The sequence below is a fragment of the Burkholderia orbicola genome (assembly GCF_900100915.1).
In the GTDB taxonomy this organism is placed as follows: domain Bacteria; phylum Pseudomonadota; class Gammaproteobacteria; order Burkholderiales; family Burkholderiaceae; genus Burkholderia; species Burkholderia orbicola.
In genome coordinates this window covers 806,687-828,877 of record NZ_FNKW01000001.1, presented here as the reverse complement: position 1 = coordinate 828,877, position 22,191 = coordinate 806,687, and the positions used below count along the sequence as shown (strand labels likewise).

At 66.6% G+C, this 22,191-nt stretch carries 18 protein-coding genes and 1 tRNA gene; 11 read left to right on the top strand and 8 right to left on the bottom strand.

Annotation, left to right across the window (positions count from 1 at the left end):
* Nucleotides 1-18: 18 nt before the first annotated feature.
* From BLS50_RS03935 to zwf, 3 genes are all read right to left on the bottom strand, one after another.
* Nucleotides 19-1,947, bottom strand: coding sequence for a bifunctional transcriptional regulator/glucokinase (locus BLS50_RS03935; RefSeq protein WP_006476653.1), 1,929 nt, complete (start codon nucleotides 1,945-1,947; stop codon nucleotides 19-21).
* Entirely contained in the window at nucleotides 1,925-2,605 is a 681-nt protein-coding gene (gene pgl, locus BLS50_RS03930) for a 6-phosphogluconolactonase (protein ID WP_011544825.1), read from the bottom strand. Before pgl ends, BLS50_RS03935 begins: the two co-directional genes overlap by 23 nt.
* A gap of 88 nt (nucleotides 2,606-2,693) precedes the next feature.
* A complete protein-coding gene (gene zwf / locus BLS50_RS03925) occupies nucleotides 2,694-4,163 on the bottom strand; it encodes a glucose-6-phosphate dehydrogenase (protein WP_011544826.1) in 1,470 nt (489 codons plus the stop codon).
* A 430-nt stretch (nucleotides 4,164-4,593) separates the two neighbouring features.
* Between zwf and BLS50_RS03920 the strand changes: the two genes are divergently transcribed.
* The 4 genes from BLS50_RS03920 to BLS50_RS03905 all read left to right on the top strand — a co-directional run bounded on the left by BLS50_RS03920 (nucleotide 4,594) and on the right by BLS50_RS03905 (nucleotide 8,996).
* Nucleotides 4,594-5,841, top strand: coding sequence for an ABC transporter substrate-binding protein (locus BLS50_RS03920; protein ID WP_006476650.1), 1,248 nt, complete (start codon nucleotides 4,594-4,596; stop codon nucleotides 5,839-5,841).
* Nucleotides 5,842-5,979: 138 nt separating this feature from the next.
* Complete coding sequence (locus BLS50_RS03915; protein ID WP_011544827.1) at nucleotides 5,980-6,918, top strand: carbohydrate ABC transporter permease; 939 nt, start codon at nucleotides 5,980-5,982, stop codon at nucleotides 6,916-6,918.
* A complete protein-coding gene (locus tag BLS50_RS03910) occupies nucleotides 6,908-7,765 on the top strand; it encodes a carbohydrate ABC transporter permease (RefSeq protein ID WP_006476648.1) in 858 nt (285 codons plus the stop codon). Before BLS50_RS03915 ends, BLS50_RS03910 begins: the two co-directional genes overlap by 11 nt.
* Nucleotides 7,766-7,877: 112 nt before the next feature.
* The gene (locus BLS50_RS03905) at nucleotides 7,878-8,996 is read left to right on the top strand and encodes an ABC transporter ATP-binding protein (protein WP_074800884.1); all 1,119 of its coding nucleotides are present in this window, start codon (nucleotides 7,878-7,880) and stop codon (nucleotides 8,994-8,996) included.
* Between the two features lie 96 nt (nucleotides 8,997-9,092).
* Here the strand turns inward: BLS50_RS03905 and BLS50_RS03900 are convergent, their stop codons facing one another.
* From BLS50_RS03900 to trxB, 3 genes are all read right to left on the bottom strand, one after another.
* On the bottom strand, nucleotides 9,093-9,716 hold the full coding sequence (locus BLS50_RS03900; protein WP_011544829.1) for a trimeric intracellular cation channel family protein: 624 nt from the start codon (nucleotides 9,714-9,716) through the stop codon (nucleotides 9,093-9,095).
* Nucleotides 9,703-10,482, bottom strand: coding sequence for a Smr/MutS family protein (locus BLS50_RS03895; RefSeq protein WP_011544830.1), 780 nt, complete (start codon nucleotides 10,480-10,482; stop codon nucleotides 9,703-9,705). The genes BLS50_RS03900 and BLS50_RS03895 overlap by 14 nt, the downstream gene beginning before the upstream one ends.
* Before the next feature lie 136 nt (nucleotides 10,483-10,618).
* On the bottom strand, nucleotides 10,619-11,581 hold the full coding sequence (gene trxB / locus BLS50_RS03890) for a thioredoxin-disulfide reductase (RefSeq protein ID WP_006476644.1): 963 nt from the start codon (nucleotides 11,579-11,581) through the stop codon (nucleotides 10,619-10,621).
* 386 nt (nucleotides 11,582-11,967) lie between these two features.
* Between trxB and BLS50_RS03885 the strand changes: the two genes are divergently transcribed.
* The 3 genes from BLS50_RS03885 (at nucleotide 11,968) to BLS50_RS03875 (ending at nucleotide 16,530) form a co-directional block, all read left to right on the top strand.
* Entirely contained in the window at nucleotides 11,968-14,277 is a 2,310-nt protein-coding gene (locus tag BLS50_RS03885; protein ID WP_012328086.1) for a DNA translocase FtsK, read from the top strand.
* Between the two features lie 46 nt (nucleotides 14,278-14,323).
* A complete protein-coding gene (gene lolA, locus BLS50_RS03880) occupies nucleotides 14,324-15,013 on the top strand; it encodes an outer membrane lipoprotein chaperone LolA (protein ID WP_023475207.1) in 690 nt (229 codons plus the stop codon).
* 206 nt (nucleotides 15,014-15,219) lie between these two features.
* Complete coding sequence (locus BLS50_RS03875) at nucleotides 15,220-16,530, top strand: replication-associated recombination protein A (RefSeq protein WP_074800879.1); 1,311 nt, start codon at nucleotides 15,220-15,222, stop codon at nucleotides 16,528-16,530.
* A 43-nt stretch (nucleotides 16,531-16,573) separates the two neighbouring features.
* On the opposite strand, the gene BLS50_RS03870 is transcribed toward BLS50_RS03875, so the two are convergent.
* Nucleotides 16,574-16,843, bottom strand: a complete 270-nt coding sequence (locus tag BLS50_RS03870; RefSeq protein ID WP_006476640.1) for a DUF2164 domain-containing protein — start codon at nucleotides 16,841-16,843, stop codon at nucleotides 16,574-16,576.
* A 249-nt stretch (nucleotides 16,844-17,092) separates the two neighbouring features.
* Between BLS50_RS03870 and serS the strand changes: the two genes are divergently transcribed.
* Complete coding sequence (gene serS, locus BLS50_RS03865; protein ID WP_012328090.1) at nucleotides 17,093-18,394, top strand: serine--tRNA ligase; 1,302 nt, start codon at nucleotides 17,093-17,095, stop codon at nucleotides 18,392-18,394.
* A 117-nt stretch (nucleotides 18,395-18,511) separates the two neighbouring features.
* Nucleotides 18,512-18,602: transfer RNA gene (locus BLS50_RS03860), tRNA-Ser, on the top strand.
* 250 nt (nucleotides 18,603-18,852) lie between these two features.
* Here the strand turns inward: BLS50_RS03860 and BLS50_RS03855 are convergent.
* Nucleotides 18,853-20,013, bottom strand: a complete 1,161-nt coding sequence (locus tag BLS50_RS03855) for an alkane 1-monooxygenase (protein WP_012328091.1) — start codon at nucleotides 20,011-20,013, stop codon at nucleotides 18,853-18,855.
* Between the two features lie 516 nt (nucleotides 20,014-20,529).
* On the opposite strand from BLS50_RS03855, the gene BLS50_RS03845 reads away from it, so the two are divergent.
* Entirely contained in the window at nucleotides 20,530-21,192 is a 663-nt protein-coding gene (locus BLS50_RS03845; RefSeq protein WP_232338790.1) for a GNAT family N-acetyltransferase, read from the top strand.
* Between the two features lie 172 nt (nucleotides 21,193-21,364).
* The gene (minC, locus tag BLS50_RS03840) at nucleotides 21,365-22,150 is read left to right on the top strand and encodes a septum site-determining protein MinC (RefSeq protein WP_011544839.1); all 786 of its coding nucleotides are present in this window, start codon (nucleotides 21,365-21,367) and stop codon (nucleotides 22,148-22,150) included.
* Nucleotides 22,151-22,191: the final 41 nt, after the last annotated feature.

Below are 22,191 nucleotides of genomic sequence, written 5' to 3'. Positions count from 1 at the left end.
CTGACGCCGCGCCATGCGCTAGTCCCGCGCGACGTCCTTCGCCGCCGGCGACGCGCCGTGGCTCAGCCAGTCGAGCACGTCGGCCGTTTCGTCGTCGCTGGCGCGCGCTTTCGCCTGCGCGACGGCTTCGGGCAGTTCGCCGTTCGTCGACGCGCGACGGATCGCGACACCGACCGCGAGGATGTCGATCATCAGCAGATGCAGAATTCGCGAGATCATCGACAACTGCGACTCGCGCATCTCGATGTGGTCGGTCTCGAGCGCGACGGTCGCGCGCTTCGCGAGCGGCGTGTTGCTCGACGTGATCGCGATCACCTTCGCGCCGGCCTGCATCGCGACGTCGAGCACGCGCAGCAGCTCGGGCGCGCGGCCCGACTTCGACACCGCGACGATCACGTCGCCCTTGCCGAGCAGCGCGGCGGACGCGGCCTGCATGTACAGGTCGCCGTACGCGATCGTCGGGATGCCGAAGCGGAAGAACTTGTAGTGCGCGTCCTGCGCGACGATGTTCGAGTTACCGAGCCCGTAGAACTCGATGCGGCGCGCGCCGTTCAGGATCTCGATCGCGTTCTCGACGTGCTCGAAATTCAGGTGCTCGCGCAGCTGCAGGATCGCGGACACCGTGTTGTCGAGCACCTTCGCGCCGAAGTCGGTGGCCGTATCGCCGAGATGCACCTGGCTGTGGCTCATCGGGATCGTGCCGGTGAGGCCGGTGGCGAGCTTCAGCTTGAAGTCCGACAGCCCCTGGCAGCCGAGCGAGCGGCAGAAGCGGATCACGGTCGGCTGGCTCACGTCGGCCTTGCGCGCGATGTCGACGATCGGATCGTTGATGATCGAGCGCGGATGGTTCAGCGCGAGATCGGCGACGCGGCGCTCGGCCGGCGTCAGCGCGTCGCGCATCTGGCGGATTCGCTCGAACACGGCCGACGACGCACCGCCGGAGCGGTTCGACAACTGTTCCGCGAGAATCGCCGATACGCCGAGGAACGCCGGGTATTCGGCGGTGATCAGGTAGGTCGGGATGTTCTCGAGATAGTGCGTGAAGCGGCCCTTCGCCTCGAAGCGCGCGCGGAACGACGAGCGCGTGAACAGCTCGCCGAGCTTCAGCGCGACGCCGCCGCCGATGTACACGCCGCCGAGCGCGCCGAGCGTCAGCGCGACGCTGCCCGCGAACGCGCCGAGAATCCCGCAGAAGCATTCGACCGTTTCGAGCGCGAGCGCGTCGCCGGCATGCGCGCGCTCGACGATCTCGACCGTGTCGACGGTCGCGGCGACGCGCTTCTTGTCGCGCGCGGCGAGCGCACGATAGATGATTTCCATGCCGGGGCCCGCGCACACGCGTTCGAACGACACGTGCGGAAACTTCTTGCGCGCGTATTGCAGCACCAGATCCTCGCGCTCGTCCTGCGGCGCGAACGACGCGTGGCCGCCTTCGCTGCCGAGCGCGATCCAGCGGTCGTCGGCAGGGATCAACCCCGACACGCCGAGCCCGGTACCGGGCCCGAGCAGGCCGATCACGCTGTTCTGGCGCCGCGCGCCGCCGCCGACCTGCACGCGTTGCGCATCGGTCAGGCCCGGCAGCGCCATCGCGAGCGCGGTGAAGTCGTTGACGACCAGCAGCGTGTCGAAGCCGAGCGCGCGGCGCGTCGCCTCGATCGAGAAGCTCCAGTCGTGGTTGGTCATCGTGACCTGGTCGCCGTCGACCGGGTTCGCGATCGCGATCGCCGCGTGGTTCACGCGGCTGATCTTCACATCCTTCAGATACTTGCGGATCGCGTCGGTGATCGTCGGATAGTCGGCGCCGGGATACACGCGGATCTGCGTGATCTCGCCGGGGCCGGTTTCCAGCGCGAAGCGCGCGTTGGTGCCGCCGACGTCCGCGAGCAGGCGCGGGCCATCGGCATGCTGACCCGCGACGACCGCCTTACTTTGCGCACCAGTAGACATCGAGCTGGGTCCCCTTGTCGTTGGCCAGTTGGGAAATCGCGTTCTTCTGCAGCGACGCGGCCGCGGCGTCGAGCACGTCGCGTTTGCGGGCGCCCGCGATCAGCAGGAACAGCCGGTCGACGCGCTTGAGCGCATCGAGCGAATAGCTCACGCGTGCATGGGGCGCCGCGCCCGGATGCACGGCGACGAACCGCTCGGACGTCGTGATCGCGTGGTCCCATTCGGGTGCGTCGGCGAAGATCGACGCGGTGTGGCCGTCCTCGCCCATGCCGAGCACGGCGACGGTCGGCACGCGGTAGTCGGGGTTCGCGTTCAACGCGGCGACGTGCGCGTCGAGCGTGCTGCGCGTGTCGACGAGCGGCAGGAAGCGGGCAGGGGCCGCCGCGCGCTGCAGCAGCGTGTCGCGCACGAGTTGCGCGTTGCTGGCCGCGTCGTCGTCCGGCACCCAGCGGTCGTCGACCAGCGTGACGTCGACGCCGGCCCAGTCGAGCGCCGCGTGCGACAGCGTATGCAGGAACGGGCGCGGGCTGGTGCCGCCGGACACCGCGAGCGTCGGGCGCGCGGGGCCGGCGAGCGCCGCGCGCAGCGCATCGCCGACGGCGCGCGCGAGCGCTTCGCTTTGCGCTTCCTGGGTGTCGAAAGCGTGGATCTCGATCACATCTCCTCCGGACTGCTTTGTCTGTTCAAATCGTACGAATCGTGAGGCACGTTGCCGCGTACGGTGGCGTACGCCGCAACGGTTTGCATCAGTTTTCTTCTTCGAGCCAGCAGGTGTCGTGCTGCGCGAGCATCGCGCTCGACGCGGCCGGCCCCCACGTGCCCGCCGCGTACGGCTTCGGCGGCTTGAGCGTGCGCGCCCATTCGTTCAGGATCGGCTCGACCCATTGCCACGCGGCTTCCTGTTCGTCGCGACGCACGAACAGGGCGAGCCGGCCGTTGATCACGTCGAGCAGCAGGCGCTGGTACGCCTCCATCTGCCCTTCCTTGAAGAACTGGTCGAACGCGAGGTCGAGGTGCACGCTCGCGAGGTTCATCCCTTCGCCCGGCTGCTTCGCGAGGCAGTACAGGCGAATCGTCTCGTTCGGCTGCAGCCGGATCACGAGACGGTTCGAACCGGGGCGCAGCGCGGTCGGCCCGAGCGCCGAATGCGGCACCGGGCGGAAGTTGACGACGATCTCCGCGACGCGGTCGGCCAGACGCTTGCCGGTGCGCAGGAAGAACGGCACGCCGGCCCAGCGCCAGTTCTCGATCTCGACCTTCAGCGCGACGAAGGTTTCGGTCTGGCTGTCGGGCTTCACGCCCGGCTCGGTCGCGTAGGCCGGCACCTGCGCGCCCTTGATCACGCCCGCATGATACTGGCCGCGCACCGCGACCTTGCCGATGTCGCGCGGATCGATCGGCTTCAGCGCGCGCAGCACGCGCAGCTTCTCGTCGCGTACCGAGTCGGAATCCATCGAGTGCGGCGGCTCCATCGCGACGATCGACAGCAACTGCAGCAGGTGGTTCTGCACCATGTCGCGCAGCGCGCCCGTATTGTCGTAGAAATCGCCGCGCGCCTCGACGCCGAGCTCTTCCGCGATCGTGATCTGGATGCTCTCGACCCATTCGCGGCGCCACAGCGGCTCGAACAGCGCATTGCCGAAGCGCAGCGCGAGCAGGTTCTGTACCGGCTCCTTGCCGAGGTAGTGGTCGATCCGGTAGATCTGGCCTTCCGCGAAGATCTCGCCGACCGCGTCGTTGATCGCGTTGGACGACTTCAGGTCGTAGCCGAGCGGCTTCTCGAGCACGATGCGCGAGCCTTCGTTCAGGCCGACCGACGCGAGCGCCTTGCAGATCGGCACGAACAGCGACGGGCCGGTCGCGAGATAGAACACGCGGATGCCGGGCAGCGATGCGATCGCGTCGCGCAGCACGACGTAGTCCTCCGCGCGGCCGAGATCGAGCTTCACGTACTCGATGCGGTCGAGAAACGACTTCCATGCGGCGTCGTCGAACGCGTTGCCGGCCGCCTTCGCCGCATGCGGCTTCACGTGCGTGTCGACCCATTCGAGATAGCCCGCCCGATCCGATTCGTGTCGTGCGACGGCCACGATCCGACCGCCGTCCGCCAGCATGTTCGCACGGTGCGCTTCGAACAGCGCGGGCAGGATCTTGCGCATCGACAAATCGCCGGTGCCGCCGAAAAGTACGAAGGTAAAGCTGGAATCGGTATGCATGTGTCTCCGCCGTGTTGGGGGTGCTGGAAGCGATCCGTAGTGCGATAAAAATATTTTTGACACTGAATTGTAGTTTAACTACAATCCGCCGCAAGGGGTAGCACCTGGGTGAAGAAAAAAAGAAGTGCGGTCGATGAACTGCGCGAGCTTCGCCTTCGGGAACGCCTTGTGCCGAATGGTATCGGACATTGACGGAGCGCATCATCGCGCGCCGTCGCCCCCGGGCTCGCGCCGCGGCATCGCGGTGGGCCAGAAACACAAAGAGGAGACACGCCATTGAATCTCGATTCACGCTTTCTGTAAGAGCCCGGCCGGTCATCGGCCCCGTACGCTGCATGCGTCCCGCGGCTCGATTTCCCCGTCGTTTATCAAGAAGCCGGTTCCCCGTCGGGGAACCTCACGAGTTGATTCAGTCTGGAGGAGATAAGTAATGAAAGTTCGCTCGATCATGGGCGCGCTCTGCGCCGCGGGTCTGATGGCTGGCGCCGTGGCGGCGCAGGCAGCCGAGAACGTAACCGTGCTGCACTGGTGGACCTCGGGCGGCGAGTCGAAGGCCGTCGGCGTGCTGAAGGACGACCTGCAGAAGCAGGGCTACGTGTGGAAGGACTTCGCGGTCGCGGGCGGCGCCGGCGCCGCGGCGATGACCGCGCTGAAGACCAAGGTGATCAGCGGCGATTCCCCGTCGGCCGCGCAGATCAAGGGCCCGCTGATCCAGGACTGGGCCGACCAGGGCGTGCTCGTCAACATCGATTCGGCCGCCGGCGACTGGAAGCAGAACCTGCCGCCGGAAATCGACAAGATCATCAAGTACAAGGGCCATACCGTCGCCGCGCCGTTCTCGGTGCACCGCGTCAACTGGCTGTACATCAACAAGGCCGCGCTCGACAAGGTCGGCGCGAAGGTGCCGACCACCTGGCCCGAATTCTTCGCGGTGGCCGACAAGCTGAAGGCCGCGGGCATCCAGCCGGTCGCGATGGGCGGCCAGCCGTGGCAGGACCTGACGCTGTGGGAAGACGTCGTGCTGTCGCAGGGCCCGGCGTTCTACAAGAAGGCGCTGGTCGACCTCGACCAGGCGACGCTGACGTCGCCGCAGATGCTGTCGGTGTTCGACACGGTGCGCAAGATCCAGGGCTACTTCGACACCGGCCGTAACGGCCGCGACTGGAACCTCGCGACCGCGATGGTCATCAACGGCAAGGCCGGCATGCAGTTCATGGGCGACTGGGCGAAGGGCGAGTTCGAGAACGCCGGCAAGAAGGCGGGCAAGGACTACATCTGCGCGCCGGTGCCGGGCACCGCGAATTCGTACACGTTCAACGTCGATTCGTTCGTGTTCTTCCAGCAGAAGGGCGAGAAGAACGCGACGCCGGGCCAGCTCGCGCTCGCGAAGACGATCATGACGCCGGAGTTCCAGGAGCAGTTCAGCCTGCTGAAGGGCTCGGTGCCGGTGCGTCTCGGCGTGAAGATGGACAAGTTCGACGACTGCGCGAAGAAGTCGTATGCCGACGAGCAGACCGCGATCAAGTCGGGCGGCTTCGTGCCGTCGCTCGCGCACGGCATGGCGCAAGGCGACGCGACCGCCGGCGCGATCACCGACGTCGTGACGAAGTTCATGAACTCGCAGCAGGATTCGAAGAGCGCGGTCGCCGCGCTCGCGAAGGCCGCGAAGGTCAAGTAACGCGCGCCAGGCGCCCGGCCGGACACGCTTCATCGGCCGGGCGTTTTTGCATGTGCAGCAAACGGGCTCGCCCGCGGGCCCGTGTCGTACCCGGCGCCGGCCCGGCCTGCGTCGCCCTCGTTCCAGGAGTCGAATCAAGTGGCTGCCCCTCTTAGCGGAAACGGATCCGGCGCTGCCGCCGCACGGCGTACGTCGCCGATGTCGGCCTTCGCCGATCGCTGGATTCCGAAGCTCGTGCTCGCGCCGAGCGTCGCGATCGCCGTGGTGTTCATCTACGGCTTCATCCTGATTACCGGCTATCTGTCGCTGACCCGCTCGCGGCTGTTGCCCAACTACGAATTCGACGGCTTCGGCCGTTACACGGACCTGTTCCAGAACGACGTGTGGTGGACCTCCGCCGCGAACCTCGGCTGGTTCGGGATTCCGTTCATCGCGATCTGCGTCGGCCTCGGGCTGTTCCTCGCGATCCTGCTCGACCAGCGGATTCGCAACGAAGGCGCGCTGCGCGCGATCTTCCTGTACCCGATGGCGCTGTCGTTCATCGTCACCGGCACCGCGTGGCAGTGGATCCTGAATCCGGGCCTCGGCCTCGAGAAGGTGATGCACGACTGGGGCTGGACGAGTTTCTCGTTCGGCTGGCTCGACGATCCGGACAAGGCGATCTTCTGCGTGGTGATCGCGGCCGTGTGGCAGTCGACCGGCTTCGTGATGGCGCTGTTCCTCGCGGGGCTGCGCGGTGTCGACGGCGAGATCTTCAAGGCCGCGCAGGTCGACGGCGCGACGCTGCCGACCATCTACCGCAAGATCGTGATCCCGAGCATGCGCCCGGTGTTCTTCTCGGTGCTGCTGATCCTCTGCCACATCACGATCAAGACCTTCGACCTCGTCGTCGCGCTGACGGCGGGCGGCCCGGGCACGTCGTCGTCGTTGCCGGCCATGTTCATGTACACGTTTTCGTTCAACCGCGGCCAGCTCGGGCTCGGCGCGGCGTCCTCGGTGATGATGCTCGCGACCGTGGTCGCGGTGCTGGTGCCGCTGATGTATATGGAATCGAGGAGCACCCGCAATGCAGCCTAAGATGACGATCAGCCGGGCAGTGATCTATGCGGCACTGATCCTGTTCGCGCTGTATTTCCTGTTCCCGATCTACGTGATGCTGTCGACGTCGTTCAAGGACCTCGACCAGTTGCGCACCGGCAACCTGCTGACGCCGCCCACCTCGTGGACCGTCGATCCGTGGGTGAAGGCCTGGAGCGGCGCCTGTACCGGCGTGCGCTGCGACGGGATGAAGCCGTTCTTCCTGAACTCGCTGCAGATGGTGATTCCGGCCGTGCTGATCTCGTCGCTGATCGGCGCGTTCAACGGCTACGTGCTCACGCACTGGCGCTTTCGCGGCGCGGACGCGCTGTTCACGATGATGCTGGTCGGCTGCTTCATCCCGTTCCAGGTGATCCTGCTGCCGATGGCGCGCCTGCAGGGGATGCTCGGCCTCGCCAACACGATTCCGGGCCTCGTGTTCGTGCACGTCGTGTACGGGATCGCGTTCACGACGATGTTCTTCCGCAACTTCTACGTGAGCGTGCCGGCCGAACTCGTGAAGGCCGCGCGCATCGACGGCGCGGGCTTCTTCACGATCTTCACGAAGATCCTGCTGCCGGTGTCGCTGCCGATCTTCATGGTGTGCCTGATCTGGCAATTCACGCAGATCTGGAACGACTTCCTGTTCGGGATCGTGTTCTCCGGCGTCGACTCGATGCCGATCACGGTCGCGCTGAACAACCTCGTCAACACGTCGACGGGCGTGAAGGAATACAACGTCGACATGGCCGGCGCGATCATCGCCGCGCTGCCGACGCTGCTCGTCTACATCGTCGCCGGCCGCTACTTCGTGCGCGGGCTGACGGCAGGCGCGGTGAAGGGGTAAGCGCGGCTTCATCCGATACGACGAACCGGCCGCGCACCACGCGCGGCGCATCGAAACGAACCCGACGCGGCGCCCGAGTGCGCCGCGCGAGACGAGACAGAGGATTCACAGCATGGCAAGCCTTTCCATCCGTGACGTGTACAAGACCTACCCGAACGGGGTGCCGGTCCTGAAGGGTGTCGACATCGAGATCGAGGACGGACAGTTCCTGATCCTGGTCGGCGGCTCGGGCTGCGGGAAATCGACGCTGCTCAACATGATCGCCGGGCTCGAGACGGTCACGAGCGGCGAGATCTGCATCGACGGCAAGGTCGTCAACGACCTGTCGCCCAAGGATCGCGATATCGCGATGGTGTTCCAGTCGTATGCGCTGTATCCGTCGATGACGGTGCGCGAGAACATCTCGTTCGGGCTGAACATCCGCAAGGTGCCGAAGAGCGAGCAGCAGCAGATCGTCGACCGCGTGTCGGCGATGCTGCAGATCCAGCACCTGCTCGACCGCAAGCCGGGCCAACTGTCGGGCGGCCAGCGGCAGCGTGTCGCGATGGGCCGCGCGCTCGCACGCGATCCGTCGCTGTTCTTGTTCGACGAACCGCTGTCGAACCTCGACGCGAAGCTGCGCATCGAGATGCGCGCGGAAATCAAGCTGCTGCACCAGCGTCTCGGCACGACGATCGTCTACGTGACGCACGACCAGATCGAGGCGATGACGCTCGGCGACCGGATCGCGGTGATGAAGGACGGCGTGGTCCAGCAGTTCGGCGCGCCGCAGGACATCTACGATTCGCCGTCGAACCTGTTCGTCGCGGGCTTCATCGGCGCGCCGCCGATGAACTTCATCAACGGCAAGCTGGTCGAGCAGGGCGGCGGAATCGCGCTCGAGATCGACACGGGCCTCGCGCGCAGCGCGCTGATCCTGCCGTTCGACGCGGCGAAGCTCAAGTCGCACGTCGGCCGCGAGGTGATCCTGGGCCTGCGTCCGGAGCGCATCACCGACGCGCGCAACGCGCACAACGGCGAGGCGTTGAATCTGCAGCCGATCGACGTGCGCGTCGACGTGACCGAGCCGACCGGGCCGGACACGCACGTGTTCGCGCAGGTGAACGGCAAGCGGATCGTGAGCCGCGTGCATCCGGCCGCGAACCCGCAGCCGGGGCAGACGCAGTCGCTGCTGTTCGACGTGTCGAAGGCCGTGCTGTTCGATCCGGCGTCGGAAGAGCGGATCGCGTGACGCGACGCTTGCGCTGAATGAACGACGAAGGGGCCGTTTTTGAACGGCCCCTTTTTCGTTTCGGCGATGCGGATGATTCGTCCGCGGATGCGCCGGTCAATGCGGCAACCGCACGTCGAACTTGAACGTCGCGAGCCGCGCGACGAGGATGAAGCCGGTGGCGAGCAGCACGCTGTACACCGAGTCGAACTGGAGCCACACGAGCAGCAGGTAGAACCAGCAGCCGACGAACGCGCAGGTCGCGTACGGCCGCGAATCGCGCAGGATCAGCGGGATGTCGTTGCACAGCACGTCGCGGACGATCCCGCCGACCACGCCGGTGATCACGCCCATCATCACCGCGATGAAGCGCGGCATCTCGGCGTCGAGCGCGATCGACGTGCCCGAGATGCTGAAGATGCCGAGCCCGATCGCGTCGGCGATCAGCAGCAGCCGTTCGGCCGACAGCCGCGACAGCATTCGCAGCACGAACGGCGCGAACAGCGCGAGCACGAAGATCGCGATCACGTAGTCGTCGTGCACGACCCAGTAGAACGGCCGGCGCTCGAGCAGGATGTCGCGCAGCGTGCCGCCGCCGAAGGCGGTCGCGAGCGCGACGACGAACGTGCCGACCGAGTCGAGGCGGTTCTTGCGCGCCTCGATGAACCCCGAAATCGCGAAGGCCAGCGTGGCGATCGCCTCCAGTATCGCGATCGCGAGCGTCAGCCTAGGATGCGGCACGCGGCCCCCGGTCGGCCGGCGCCGCGTGCGGCTGCAGCAGCACGAGCACCGCGCCCGCGCCGCCGTCGTGGCCGCGCGCCTCGCAGAACGCGATCACTTCTTCCTTCTGCACGAGCCACGCGCGCACCTTGCCCTTCAGCACCGGTTCCTTGCCGATCGAGCCGAGCCCCTTGCCGTGAATCACGCGCAGGCAGCGCAGCCCTTTCTTGCCGGCTTCGCGGATGAATTCGGCGAGCGCATCGCGCGCTTCGTCGCGCCGCATGCCGTGCAGGTCGATCTGCGCCTGCACGATCCACGCGCCGCTACGCAGCTTGCGCACGACGTCGCGGCTGATGCCGGGGCGGTGGTAATACAGCGAGTCGTCGCTGTCGAGCAGCGTTTCGGGATCGAATTCGTCGGACAGTGTCGCGTTCAGCACGGCTTCCTCGTCGCGCTGCGTCTGTTTCGGCACCGGGTCGGGCGGCATGCGGCCCGACGACGCGCGCGGCGGCGCGTTCAGCGGCCGGATCGTGCCGATTTCGTTGCGGAACAGGTTCGCGTCGGCTTCCGCCTTGCGCTCGGCCTGAGCGGTTTCGATGCGCGCGCGTTCGCGACGGTCGGCTTCGCCTTGCAGCGACTTGCGCAACGCGCCGAGGCCCGCGAGGCCCTGGCCGCGCAACGCGGCCGCGTCGGGCACGGGCGGCGGCGCCTCGGGCGCCGGGGTCACGGGACGGGCAGCGATCTTCCGCTTCGCGGGATCGCTCGGATGGGGCTGGTTCTTCGCCATGATTCGGTAACGGGGCAGGCGCGTTCGGGCGCGCGGGCACAAAAAAAGCCGCTGCGCGGCGGCAGCGGCTTTCCGGTCGAGCCTGCTTCGCGGCAGCGGACGCCATTGTAGCGCCCGCCGCGAAAAGGCTTCCGGCTTACTTCTTGTCGTGCAGGCTTTCGAGGTAGCGCTGCGCGTCGAGTGCGGCCATGCAGCCGGTGCCCGCGCTGGTGATCGCCTGGCGGTACACGTTGTCCTGCACGTCGCCCGCGGCGAACACGCCCGGCACGCTCGTCGACGTCGCATTGCCTTGCAGGCCGCTCTTCGTCAGGATGTAGCCGTCCTTCATCTCGAGTTGGCCCTGGAACAGGTCGGTGTTCGGCTTGTGGCCGATCGCAACGAACACGCCCTGTACGAGCAGGTCTTCCGTCGCGCCGGTCTTCACGTTCTTGATGCGCAGGCCCGTGACGCCGGACTCCTCGCCCGTCACCTCGTCGAGCACGTGATCCCACTTGATGTCGACGACGCCTTCCTTTTGCTTCTCCAGCAGGCGGTCGATCAGGATCGGCTCCGCGCGGAACTTGTCGCGGCGGTGGATCACGGTGACCTTCTTCGCGATGCCGGTCAGGTAGAGCGCTTCCTCGACGGCCGTGTTGCCGCCGCCGATCACCGCGACTTCCTGATTGCGATAGAAGAAGCCGTCGCAGGTCGCGCAGGCCGACACGCCCTTGCCCATGAACGCTTCCTCGGACGGCAGGCCGAGATACTGCGCGGACGCGCCGGTCGCGATGATCAGCGAATCGCACGTGTATTCGCCCGAGTCGCCGATCAGGCGGATCGGCTGCTCGTGCAGTTTCGCGGTATGGATGTGGTCGAACACGATTTCGGTGTTGAAGCGCTCCGCGTGCTCCTGGAAGCGCGCCATCAGCTCCGGACCTTGCACGCCTTTCGCGTCAGCCGGCCAGTTTTCGACGTCGGTCGTGGTCATCAGCTGGCCGCCCTGCGCGATGCCGGTGATCAGCACCGGGGACAGGTTGGCGCGTGCCGCGTAGACGGCGGCCGTGTAGCCGGCGGGGCCGGAACCGAGAATCAGGACTTTGGCGTGTTTGGGCGTGGACATGTGCGAATCCGTAAAAGGCGGCCGGCGGGCGGGGTAGGGCTCGCCGTGCGATCCGGGTTGACCGGGATGCCGTCATAGATGGGTATCAGACGCGCATTATAAAGGCCCCGTTGCTGCGCTGCCGAACGAGAGTTTCAATCGCGCCGATAGCGTCTCGGGGCGTGCCGGCCGGACGGGGCAGCGCGCCGCACGGCAGGCGGCCGGCGGGCGACGCGTGTTGCCGCAGGCACGGACCGCCGGCCGGCTTGCGGTTGCCCGCGGCGTTGGTTGGACACCCCGGCCCTCTTATGTAACCGTCATTTACACTTGGCGGCGCGGTGCAGCGTTTACAATAAGCGCGATCGAACGACAGGCGGGCGCACGGCCCGTCCTCTTTATACGGATTCATGGCAAAAGCTCCTTATTCCGCCCCGGCACAGGCGTTGCCGCACCGGATGTCGAAGCTCCTCACGGAGATCCGCTGGATTCTCCAGGTCGCGCTCTGCGCCTTTCTGGTGATGGCCCTGCTGAGCTACAGCCGGCGCGATCCGAGCTGGACGCACGCCGCCCAGGTCGATCACATCTCGAACTGGGCCGGCCGCGTCGGCGCGTGGACGGCCGACATCATCCTGCTGCTGTTCGGCCTGTCGGCTTACTGGCTGATCGTGCCGCTCGGGCGGCGCATCGCCGTCAACTACCGCCGCATCACGCGCCACGAGGCGATTCCCGACGAACCGGAGCGGCCGATCGGCTGGCTCACCGAAATCTTTGCGTTCGTGCTGGTCGTGCTCGCGTGCGACGGCATCGAGGCGCTGCGCATGTGGTCGCTGAAGGTGCAACTGCCGCGTGCGCCGGGCGGCGTCGTCGGCGAGGCCGTCGCGGGCGCGATGTCGCATGCGTTCGGCTTCACGGGCGGCACGCTGCTGCTGCTGATCGCGCTCGCGATCGGCCTGTCGCTGTATTTCCGCTTCTCGTGGCTGTCGGTCGCCGAGCGCGTCGGCGGCGCGATCCTGTCGGCCGTCAACGTCGCGAAACTGCGCCGCGAGGCCGAGCGCGACCGCAAGCTCGGCGAGGCCGCGGCGGTGCGCCGCGAAGGCAAGGTCGAAGAGGAGCGCGTGCGCATCGAGGATCACGAGCCGGTGACGATCGTGCCGCCGGTCGTCACGCCGGCGAAGTCCGAGCGCGTCGAGCGCGAGCGCCAGGTGCCGCTGTTCACCGACCTGCCGGGCGATTCGACGCTGCCGCCGGTGTCGCTGCTCGACCCCGCGCCGAAGACGCAGGAAGCGATTTCCGCCGATACGCTCGAATTCACGTCGCGCCTGATCGAGAAGAAGCTGAAGGACTTCGGCGTCGAGGCGAGCGTCGTCGCCGCGTATCCGGGCCCGGTCGTCACGCGCTACGAGATCGAGCCGGCCACCGGCGTGAAGGGCAGCCAGATCGTCAATCTCGCGAAGGATCTCGCGCGCTCGCTGTCGCTCGTGTCGATCCGCGTGGTCGAGACGATCCCCGGCAAGAACTACATGGCGCTCGAGCTGCCGAACCAGCGCCGCCAGACGGTGCACCTGTCCGAGATCATCGGCTCCGAGGTGTATGCGGCCGCGTCGTCGGCGCTGACGCTGAGCCTCGGCAAGGACATCGGCGGCAAGCCGGTGTGCGCGGATCTCGCGAAGATGCCGCACCTGCTGGTGGCCGGTACGACCGGCTCGGGCAAGTCGGTCGGGATCAACGCGATGATCCTGTCGCTGCTGTACAAGGCCACCGCCGAGCAGGTGCGCCTGATCCTGATCGATCCGAAGATGCTCGAAATGAGCGTCTACGAAGGCATTCCGCACCTGCTGTGCCCGGTCGTCACCGACATGCGCCAGGCCGGTCATGCGCTGAACTGGACGGTCGCGGAGATGGAGCGCCGCTACAAGCTGATGAGCAAGCTCGGCGTGCGCAACCTCGCGGGCTACAACAACAAGATCGACGAGGCGGCGAAGCGCGAGGAGAAGATCCCGAACCCGTTCAGCCTGACGCCGGACGATCCTGAGCCGCTTGGCCGCCTGCCGAACATCGTCGTCGTGATCGACGAGCTGGCCGACCTGATGATGGTCGTCGGCAAGAAGGTCGAGGAGCTGATCGCGCGGATCGCGCAGAAGGCGCGTGCGGCCGGCATCCACCTGATTCTCGCGACGCAGCGCCCGTCGGTCGACGTGATCACGGGCCTGATCAAGGCGAACGTGCCGACGCGGATCGCGTTCCAGGTGTCGTCGAAGATCGACTCGCGCACGATTCTCGACCAGATGGGCGCCGAATCGCTGCTCGGGATGGGCGACATGCTCTACCTGCCGCCGGGCTCGGGGCTGCCGGTGCGCGTGCACGGCGCGTTCGTTGCCGACGACGAGGTGCATCGCGTCGTCGAGAAGCTCAAGGAGCAGGGCGAGCCGAACTACGTCGAGGGCCTGCTCGAAGGCGGCACCGCCGACGGCGACGAGGGCTCGGCCGGCGCGGGAACCGGCGAAGGCGGCGGCGAGTCTGATCCGCTGTACGACCAGGCGGTCGAGATCGTCATCAAGAACCGCCGTGCGTCGATCTCGCTCGTGCAGCGCCATCTGCGGATCGGCTACAACCGCGCGGCGCGGCTGCTCGAGCAGATGGAGCAGTCGGGGCTCGTGTCGGCGATGTCGTCGAGCGGTAACCGCGAAATTCTTGTGCCGGCGCGCGACGCGGAATGAGTCCGCGGCGCCCGCAGCGCCGGCCACCCAGGGAGAAAACCGCATCATGCAGCAACTTTCGTTCGTCCCTTCCCTTCGTTCGACGCGGCGCTGGCTCGGCGCGGCGCTCGCCGGCGCATCGCTGATGCTCGCGGCGACGCACGCGTTCGCGGGCGGCACCGAGCAACTGAAGGCCTTCGTGTCGCAGGTGCGTTCGGCGAAGGGCGATTTCACGCAGCAGATCGTCAAGGCGCCGGCTAAGGGCGCGAGCGCCGCGCAGGCCGCGCCGAAGCCCACCGACAATTCGAGCGGCACGTTCGTGTTCGCGCGGCCCGGCAAGTTCATCTGGACGTACCAGAAGCCGTACCAGCAGGTGCTGCAGGCCGACGGCGACAAGCTCTACGTGTACGACCGCGACCTGAACCAGGTCACCGAGCGCAAGCTGAACGGCGCGCTGGGCGCGAGCCCGGCCGCGATCCTGTTCGGCAGCAACGATCTCGACAAGAACTACACGTTGCGCGATGCGGGCGAGAAGGGCGGCATCGACTGGCTCGAGATGCTGCCGAAGGCGCAGGACACGCAGTTCCAGCGGATCGGCATCGGCTTCCGCAACGGCACGCTCGCCGCGATGGAGCTGCACGACGTGTTCGGCAACGTCACGCTGCTGACCTTCACGAACATCCAGACGAACCCGCCGCTGAAGGGCGATACGTTCAAGTTCGTCGTGCCGAAGGGCGCGGACGTGATCAACGGCTGATCTCCGTTGCACGTTTTCCCGATACGGGCCTGCCGGCGACGGCAGGCCCGTGTTGTTTTGAGACACGGGTGCCGGCGCGGGCACAGGACACGGGTATTGGGCGTCAGCACTGCACCCGCGGGCCCGGCGGCGCGCTCGCGCGGCTGTCATAATGTCGGGTCCGGCGGCCGGTTCGGCCGCGACCGTTTGATGTGGAGCGAGGGTTCATGTCCGATCTGTTTCAAGTCGAGCCGCGCCGCCCGCTCGCCGAGGCGCTGCGGCCGAAAACGCTCGCCGAGGTGATCGGCCAGACGCATTTGCTGGGCGAAGGCAAGCCGCTGCGGCTCGCGTTCGAATCGGGCAAGCCGCATTCGATGATCCTGTGGGGGCCGCCCGGCGTCGGCAAGACGACGCTCGCGCGGCTCACCGCGCTCGCGTTCGACTGCGAGTTCATCGCGCTGTCCGCGGTGCTCGGCGGCGTGAAGGACATCCGCGAGTCGATGGAGCAGGCGAAGGACACGCTGAACCGCACCGGTCGCCACACGATCCTGTTCGTCGACGAGATCCACCGCTTCAACAAGGGGCAGCAGGATGCGCTGCTGCCGTTCGTCGAATCGGGCCTCGTGACCTTCATCGGCGCGACGACCGAAAACCCGAGTTTCGAGGTCAATTCGGCATTGCTGTCGCGGGCGCAGGTGTACGTGCTGAAGTCGCTGAACGACGACGAGATGCGCCAGTTGCTGAGGCGCGCGCAGGAAATCGCGCTCGACGGCCTCGCGTTCGACGACAAGGCGATCGATACACTGGTCGGCTACGCGGACGGCGACGCGCGCCGCTTCCTGAACCTGCTCGAACAGGCGCAGACGGCGGCGACGTCGGCCGGCGTCGCGACCATCGATGCCGATTTCGTCAGCAATGCGATGACGCTGAACGCGCGGCGCTTCGACAAGGGCGGCGACAACTTCTACGACCAGATTTCGGCGCTGCACAAGTCGGTGCGCGGCTCGAGCCCGGACGGCGCGCTGTACTGGTTCTGCCGGATGATCGACGGCGGCGCGGACCCGAAGTATCTCGCGCGGCGCATCGTGCGGATGGCGTGGGAAGACATCGGTCTGGCCGACCCGCGCGCGTTGCAGGTCGCCAACGACGCGGCCGAAACCTACGAGCGGCTCGGCTCGCCGGAAGGCGAACTCGCGCTCGGGCAGGCCGTGATCTATCTCGCGTGCGCGGCGAAGAGCAACGCCGGCTACAACGCGTTCAACCAGGCGATGGCGTTCGTGAAGCAGGACAAGTCGCGCGAGGTGCCCGTGCATCTGCGCAACGCGCCGACCAGGCTGATGAAGGAGCTCGGCTATGGTCACGCCTATCGTTACGCGCACGACGAGCCGAACGCGTACGCGGCCGGCGAGACGTACCTGCCGGACGGGATGCGCGAGCCGCGCTGGTACCAGCCGGTGCCGCGCGGGCTCGAATCGAAGATCGCCGAGAAGCTTGCCTGGCTGCGCGAGCTCGATCGCGAGGCCGGCAAGAAGGACTGACGGCGCCGCGCGGGCCGGTTCGACTTGCGTCGCCGCTCAGACGTCAGCGCTTGCGGGCCGGTTGCTGTTTCTTCCAGTATTCGAACGGCTCTTCGTGGCATTCGATGTCGAGTTCGGCCACCCGCGCATGCAGGCGTTCCTGCGCGTCGGCGACCGCGAGGTTGTAGATCGCCGGCGCGACTTCCTGAATGAAGAAATGCAGCAGTGCGCCGGCCTGGATGTTGCCGATCGGCTCGTCCATGTTTTCCGTGAAATAGCGTTGCAGCGACGCGATCGCGCGGTCGCGTACGTCCTTGTCGAGTTCGATGGTCATCGGATTCCCAGGTGTGCTGTGACGCGGAGCCGGCGCTCCGCGTGATTCGGTCGCCGCCAGCCGGCGCGGTCGTGTCGTGATCCGTCATGGCGAGGCGTGCGGCAATTCGCCGGCCGCCGATGCGGCGGACCGCCAATGCGATACTGCCATGGTCGCCCATTTGCGGCATTGTCCATCCGGACGGTGCCGTGGCGGGCGCGCGGTGCGTTAGAATTCCCGTCTTACACAACGATTTTTCCAAGTCCTCCCATGCTCGACATCCAGTTGCTGCGCAAAGACCTCGACGGCGTCGCCAAGCGCCTCGCCGATCGCGGCTACACCCTCGACGTCGCCGCGTTCTCCGCACTCGAAGCGGAACGCCGCGCGATCCAGACCCACACCGAAGAGCTCCAGGCGCGCCGCAACAGCCTGTCGAAGCAGATCGGCGCGATGAAGGGCAAGGGCGAGGACACGTCGGCCGTGATGGCCGAGGTCGGCGGGATCGGCGACGACATGAAGGCGTCGGAAGCCAAGCTCGGCGAGATCCAGGCGCGCCTGTCCGACCTGATGCTGGGCATGCCGAACGTCGCGCACGAGAGCGTGCCGGTCGGCAAGGACGAAGCCGACAACGTCGAGGCGCGCCGCTGGGGCACGCCGCGCCAGTTCGACTTCGAGGTGAAGGATCACGTCGACGTCGGCACGCCGCTCGGCCTCGATTTCGAGACGGGCGCGAAGCTCGCCGGCGCGCGCTTCACGATGCTGCGCGGCCCGATCGCGCGCCTGCACCGCGCCCTCGCGCAGTTCATGATCGACACGCACACGCAGCAGCACGGCTATACCGAAACGTACACGCCGTACATCGTGAACCCGGAGATCCTGTACGGCACGGGCCAGTTGCCGAAGTTCGCGGACGACATGTTCCGCGTCGAGAAGGGCGGCGCGGAAAACACGGTCACGCAATACCTGATCTCGACGTCCGAGATTTCGCTGACGAACACCGTGCGCGAGTCGATCGTCGACGGCGCCGCGCTGCCGATCAAGCTCACCGCGCATTCCCCGTGCTTCCGTTCGGAAGCCGGTTCGTACGGCCGCGACACGCGCGGGATGATCCGTCAGCACCAGTTCGACAAGGTCGAGATGGTGCAGGTCGTCGCGCCGGAAACGTCGTACGCGGCGCTCGACGAGATGGTCGGCCACGCGGAAGCGATCCTGCAGAAGCTCGGCCTGCCGTACCGCGTGATCACGCTGTGCACGGGCGACATGGGCTTCTCGGCCGCGAAGACGTTCGACCTCGAGGTGTGGCTGCCCGCGCAGAACACCTATCGCGAGATCTCGAGCTGCTCGAACACCGAGGCGTTCCAGGCGCGCCGGATGCAGGCGCGGTTCCGCAACGCGCAGGGCAAGCCGGAGCTCGTGCATACGCTGAACGGTTCGGGTCTCGCGGTCGGCCGCACGCTCGTCGCGGTGCTGGAGAACTACCAGAACGCGGACGGCTCGGTCACGGTGCCGGAAGTGCTGCGTCCGTACATGGGCGGCATGGAGCGGATCGACGCGCCGGCACAGGCGTCCTAACGCGAGCCTGCCGAAGCCCTCGCAAAAAAATTTGCAGAAAGGGCTTGTCAGCCGCGAAGCGATCGTCTTATAATCTTTTTCTCGCGGAAACGACCAGCCGCGAAATGCAGTAAGGAAGGAGAGGTGGCAGAGTGGTCGAATGTACCTGACTCGAAATCAGGCGTACGGTTTCCCCGTACCGTGGGTTCGAATCCCACCCTCTCCGCCAAAATACGAAGCCCCTTGATCCGGAAGGATCAAGGGGTTTTTCGTTTTGGGTCGCCGGCGCGCACGGATCGTGTCGCATCGTCGATGCAGCCTGGCTGCATGATGAACGCCATCGCCCCGTGACGAACCGGCCGTCGGAAGTCCTGACAGTTGTCGTATGGCTGCCGGACCGCGCACGCGTGCCAAACCGGAAGCCGGTGCGCCGACCGTTTCAAGCGGCGTCCACCTTCTACACAGTCCTCACCGAACCATCACGCCGCCGCCGGATACTGCGCCAGCACCTTGTCGCGGATCGACGGCTTGATGTTCGATTGCGCCATGTCACCGCGATAGTGCGCAACGACGCGTGGATTCATCACGCGATACCAGAGCGGCGGCACGTACGCGAACAGGATCATCGTCGCGTAGCCGGCCGGCAATTGCGGCGCATCGTCGAAGTGGCGCAACGCCTGGTAAGAGCGCGTCGGATTCGCGTGATGGTCGGCGTGTCGCTGCAACTGGTACAGGAACAGGTTCGTGACGACGTGATTGCTGTTCCACGAATGCTGCGGCGTGCAGCGTTCGTAGCGGCCGCTCGGCAGCTTGCGACGGCCGAGCCCGTAGTGCTCGACGTAGTTCACCACCTCGAGCAGCGACGCGCCGTAGACGGCCTGGATCACGAGGAACGGGATCACGACCTTGCCGGCCAGCGCGATCGCGAGGCCCCATACGACGGCGGTCATCGCCCACGCGTGCAGCACTTCGTTGCGCCAGGTCCACGGCGAATGTCCGAGCCGCTCGAGGCGGCCTTTCTCGAGCCGCCACGCGGAGCGGATGCTGCCCGCCACCGTGCGTGGCAGGAACGCCCAGAACGACTCGCCGTAGCGCGCGCTTGCCGGGTCCTCGGCGGTCGCGACGCGCACGTGATGGCCGCGATTGTGCTCGACGTAGAAGTGGCCGTACGCGACCGGCGCCAGCGTGATCTTCGCGAGCCAGCGTTCGAAGCGGTCGGTCTTGTGCCCGAGCTCGTGCGCGGTATTGATCGAGATGCCCGTCGCGGCGCCGAGCGACAGCGCGAAGCCGACGTAGTCGTACCACGCGAGCGCATGCGTGCCGACGATCCACACGCACATGAAGAACGCGACGTATTCGACGAAAGTCGCGAGATAAACGATGTACCGGTAATAGCGTTCGCGTTCGAGGTGCGGCACGACGGCTTCGGGCGGATTGTCGCGATCGTCGCCGATCAGCGTGTCGAGGATCGGGATCACGCCGAACGCGAACAGCGGGCCGAACCACCAGAACACGTGAAGGCCCGTCGACAGCGCGAGCTGTGCGGCGAGGATCGGCAGCGTGATCGTCAGCGCGCCGAGCAGCCACAGATAACGCTTGCCATCCGACCAGCCCGAAGCCGGTGCATTGGTCATTGCCATTGTCTCCCTCCAGTCGGCCGGCCCGCGGGCGGCCGCATGCAAGTTTGTTCGAATCCTCGTGGTCCGCGACGCGCGCGGGGGCACCGGATCGTCGTCCGGTTCTGCCTGTTATACGACCGGTGCGCGCGCTTGCCAAACTCCGGCGCTAGGCTTGGCGCTCCAAACGACGGGCCGCGCGCAATGCGGGCCGCTGCGGGCCGACGCGCGCTGATTGAAACATGCGGCTGACGCGGATTGGCGCGCAGGCGGGTGCGTCGTTTGTCGGACGAATGGCTCGACGTGCGGCGACCCACGCCGGTGTGAAGGGGCTGCAACAAATGTTGCATCGCAATAAAGCGGCCGGTGAAGTATGGGCGCGGCGTGTTTTTTGTTGGCTTATATTACGGAGCATTACGGTCGCAGCGACGCAATGTTATGCGGCTCAAAACCGGATGACCGCGCATCGCAAGGAGAACGAGACGATCCGTCCGATGACGGCCGCATGTTCACCCGCCGGCAGCCAGCGTCCGCGCACCGATGCTGCAACTGCACACCAATCGATGCGTGTCGCCGCGGATCGCATGTGCCGCCTTTCGATCCGCGCCGGCGTTTGAAAATTACGATTTGACTCATGCCCCGCTTTCGGTTGAAGCTAATAGCTTGCTGTCCGAAGGGGGCTGTGCCTGCATGAGTTCGACCTTGACCGTTCGTCGTATCGCTGCCGATCAGGGCGGCGTGTATCGCGAACTCCGCGCTGCATCGCTGCGTGAGCCCTACGCGCCCGGCGAAGCGCCGGAGGCCGAATTGCTGACCGTCGAAGCGGACGCAGCGTCGGCGATCGCCGCGCAGCGCGCCGTCTCTGACGAGTCGACGACTTTCCTGCTGTACACCGAAGGCCATCCGGCCGGCATGATCGGCGCGTATTTCGACAACACGCCCGATCGGCGCGCGTTCGTCAGCGAACTGTGGGTCGCGCATGCGGTGCGTCACCTGCGCGGCGGCGTGCTGCTGCTGGAGACGGCTACCGCATGGCTCGCCGAGCGCGGCGCCACCGACGTTTACGCGTGGATCGCCGACGCGAACCGCAACGCGGTCCGCTTCTACGAGCGCGCGGGTTTCGGCAACACCGGCGAACATGCGCCGATCGCGCGGATGCCCGGCGCGATGAAATCGCTGTTCGTGTCGCAGGTGAAGCACTGACGCGGCCTCGACATCCCCAGCCCCGCGCGGCGCGATGAAAGCCCGATCGCCCGCCGGCCCGCCCGCCTGCCGGTTGCGCGTCCGCCCGGGCCGCAGCAACCCCGAGTCCCAAAAATAATGGCCGCACGCGTGGACGCCTGTAAAATACGCAAAAAATTTTTGCAGAGTGTCCATGTCGCTTAAAAAATCGCCATTCTTCGAGCTGCGCAGCGGATCGGTCGATACGTTGCTGTTCACCGTGAAGACGACCGATCTCGATGCGTTGCGTGCCGAACTGGTCAAGCGCTTCGAAGCGACTCCCGAGTTTTTCGCCGACGATGTCGTCGCGATCGACGTCCGCCGCCTGGCTGACGGCGAACGCGTCGCGCTCGCGGACATCCGCCAGATGCTGAACGACGTGCGGATGCGTCCGGTGGGCGTCGTCGCGCTGGCAACGCAGGGCTGGGCGGGGGAAGCCGGCCTGCCGTTGCTGGAGGCGCGCGATCGCCGCGCGCCGGCCGCGAAACCTGCCGACGAAGCGGAACCGGCGGCCGTGCCAGCCGTCGAGACCGCCGCCGCTCCGGCAGCCGCAGCGGCGCCCGAACAGCCGTCGGAGCCCGCGCCGACGCTCGTGCAGGCCGGCGGCCAGACGCTGGTGATCGACCGGCCGTTGCGTTCGGGGCAGCAGATTTACGCGAAAGGAGACCTCGTGGTGCTCGCGCCGGTCAGTCACGGCGCGGAAATCATCGCGGAAGGCAATATCCACATCTACGCGCCGCTGCGCGGCCGCGCGCTCGCGGGCGTGCACGGCAACCACGACGCGCGCATTTTCTGCACGTGTCTCGAACCGGAACTGATTTCGATCGCGGGTATCTATCGAACGACCGAGAACCCGCTGCCCGCCGACGTACTGGGCAAATCGGTGCAGATCCGGCTCGAAGAGGAAAAACTGATGATCGAACCGCTGCGCCTGACGTAATTCACGCGGTGCGCTCCGGATCGATCGGCTCTCATTGACGA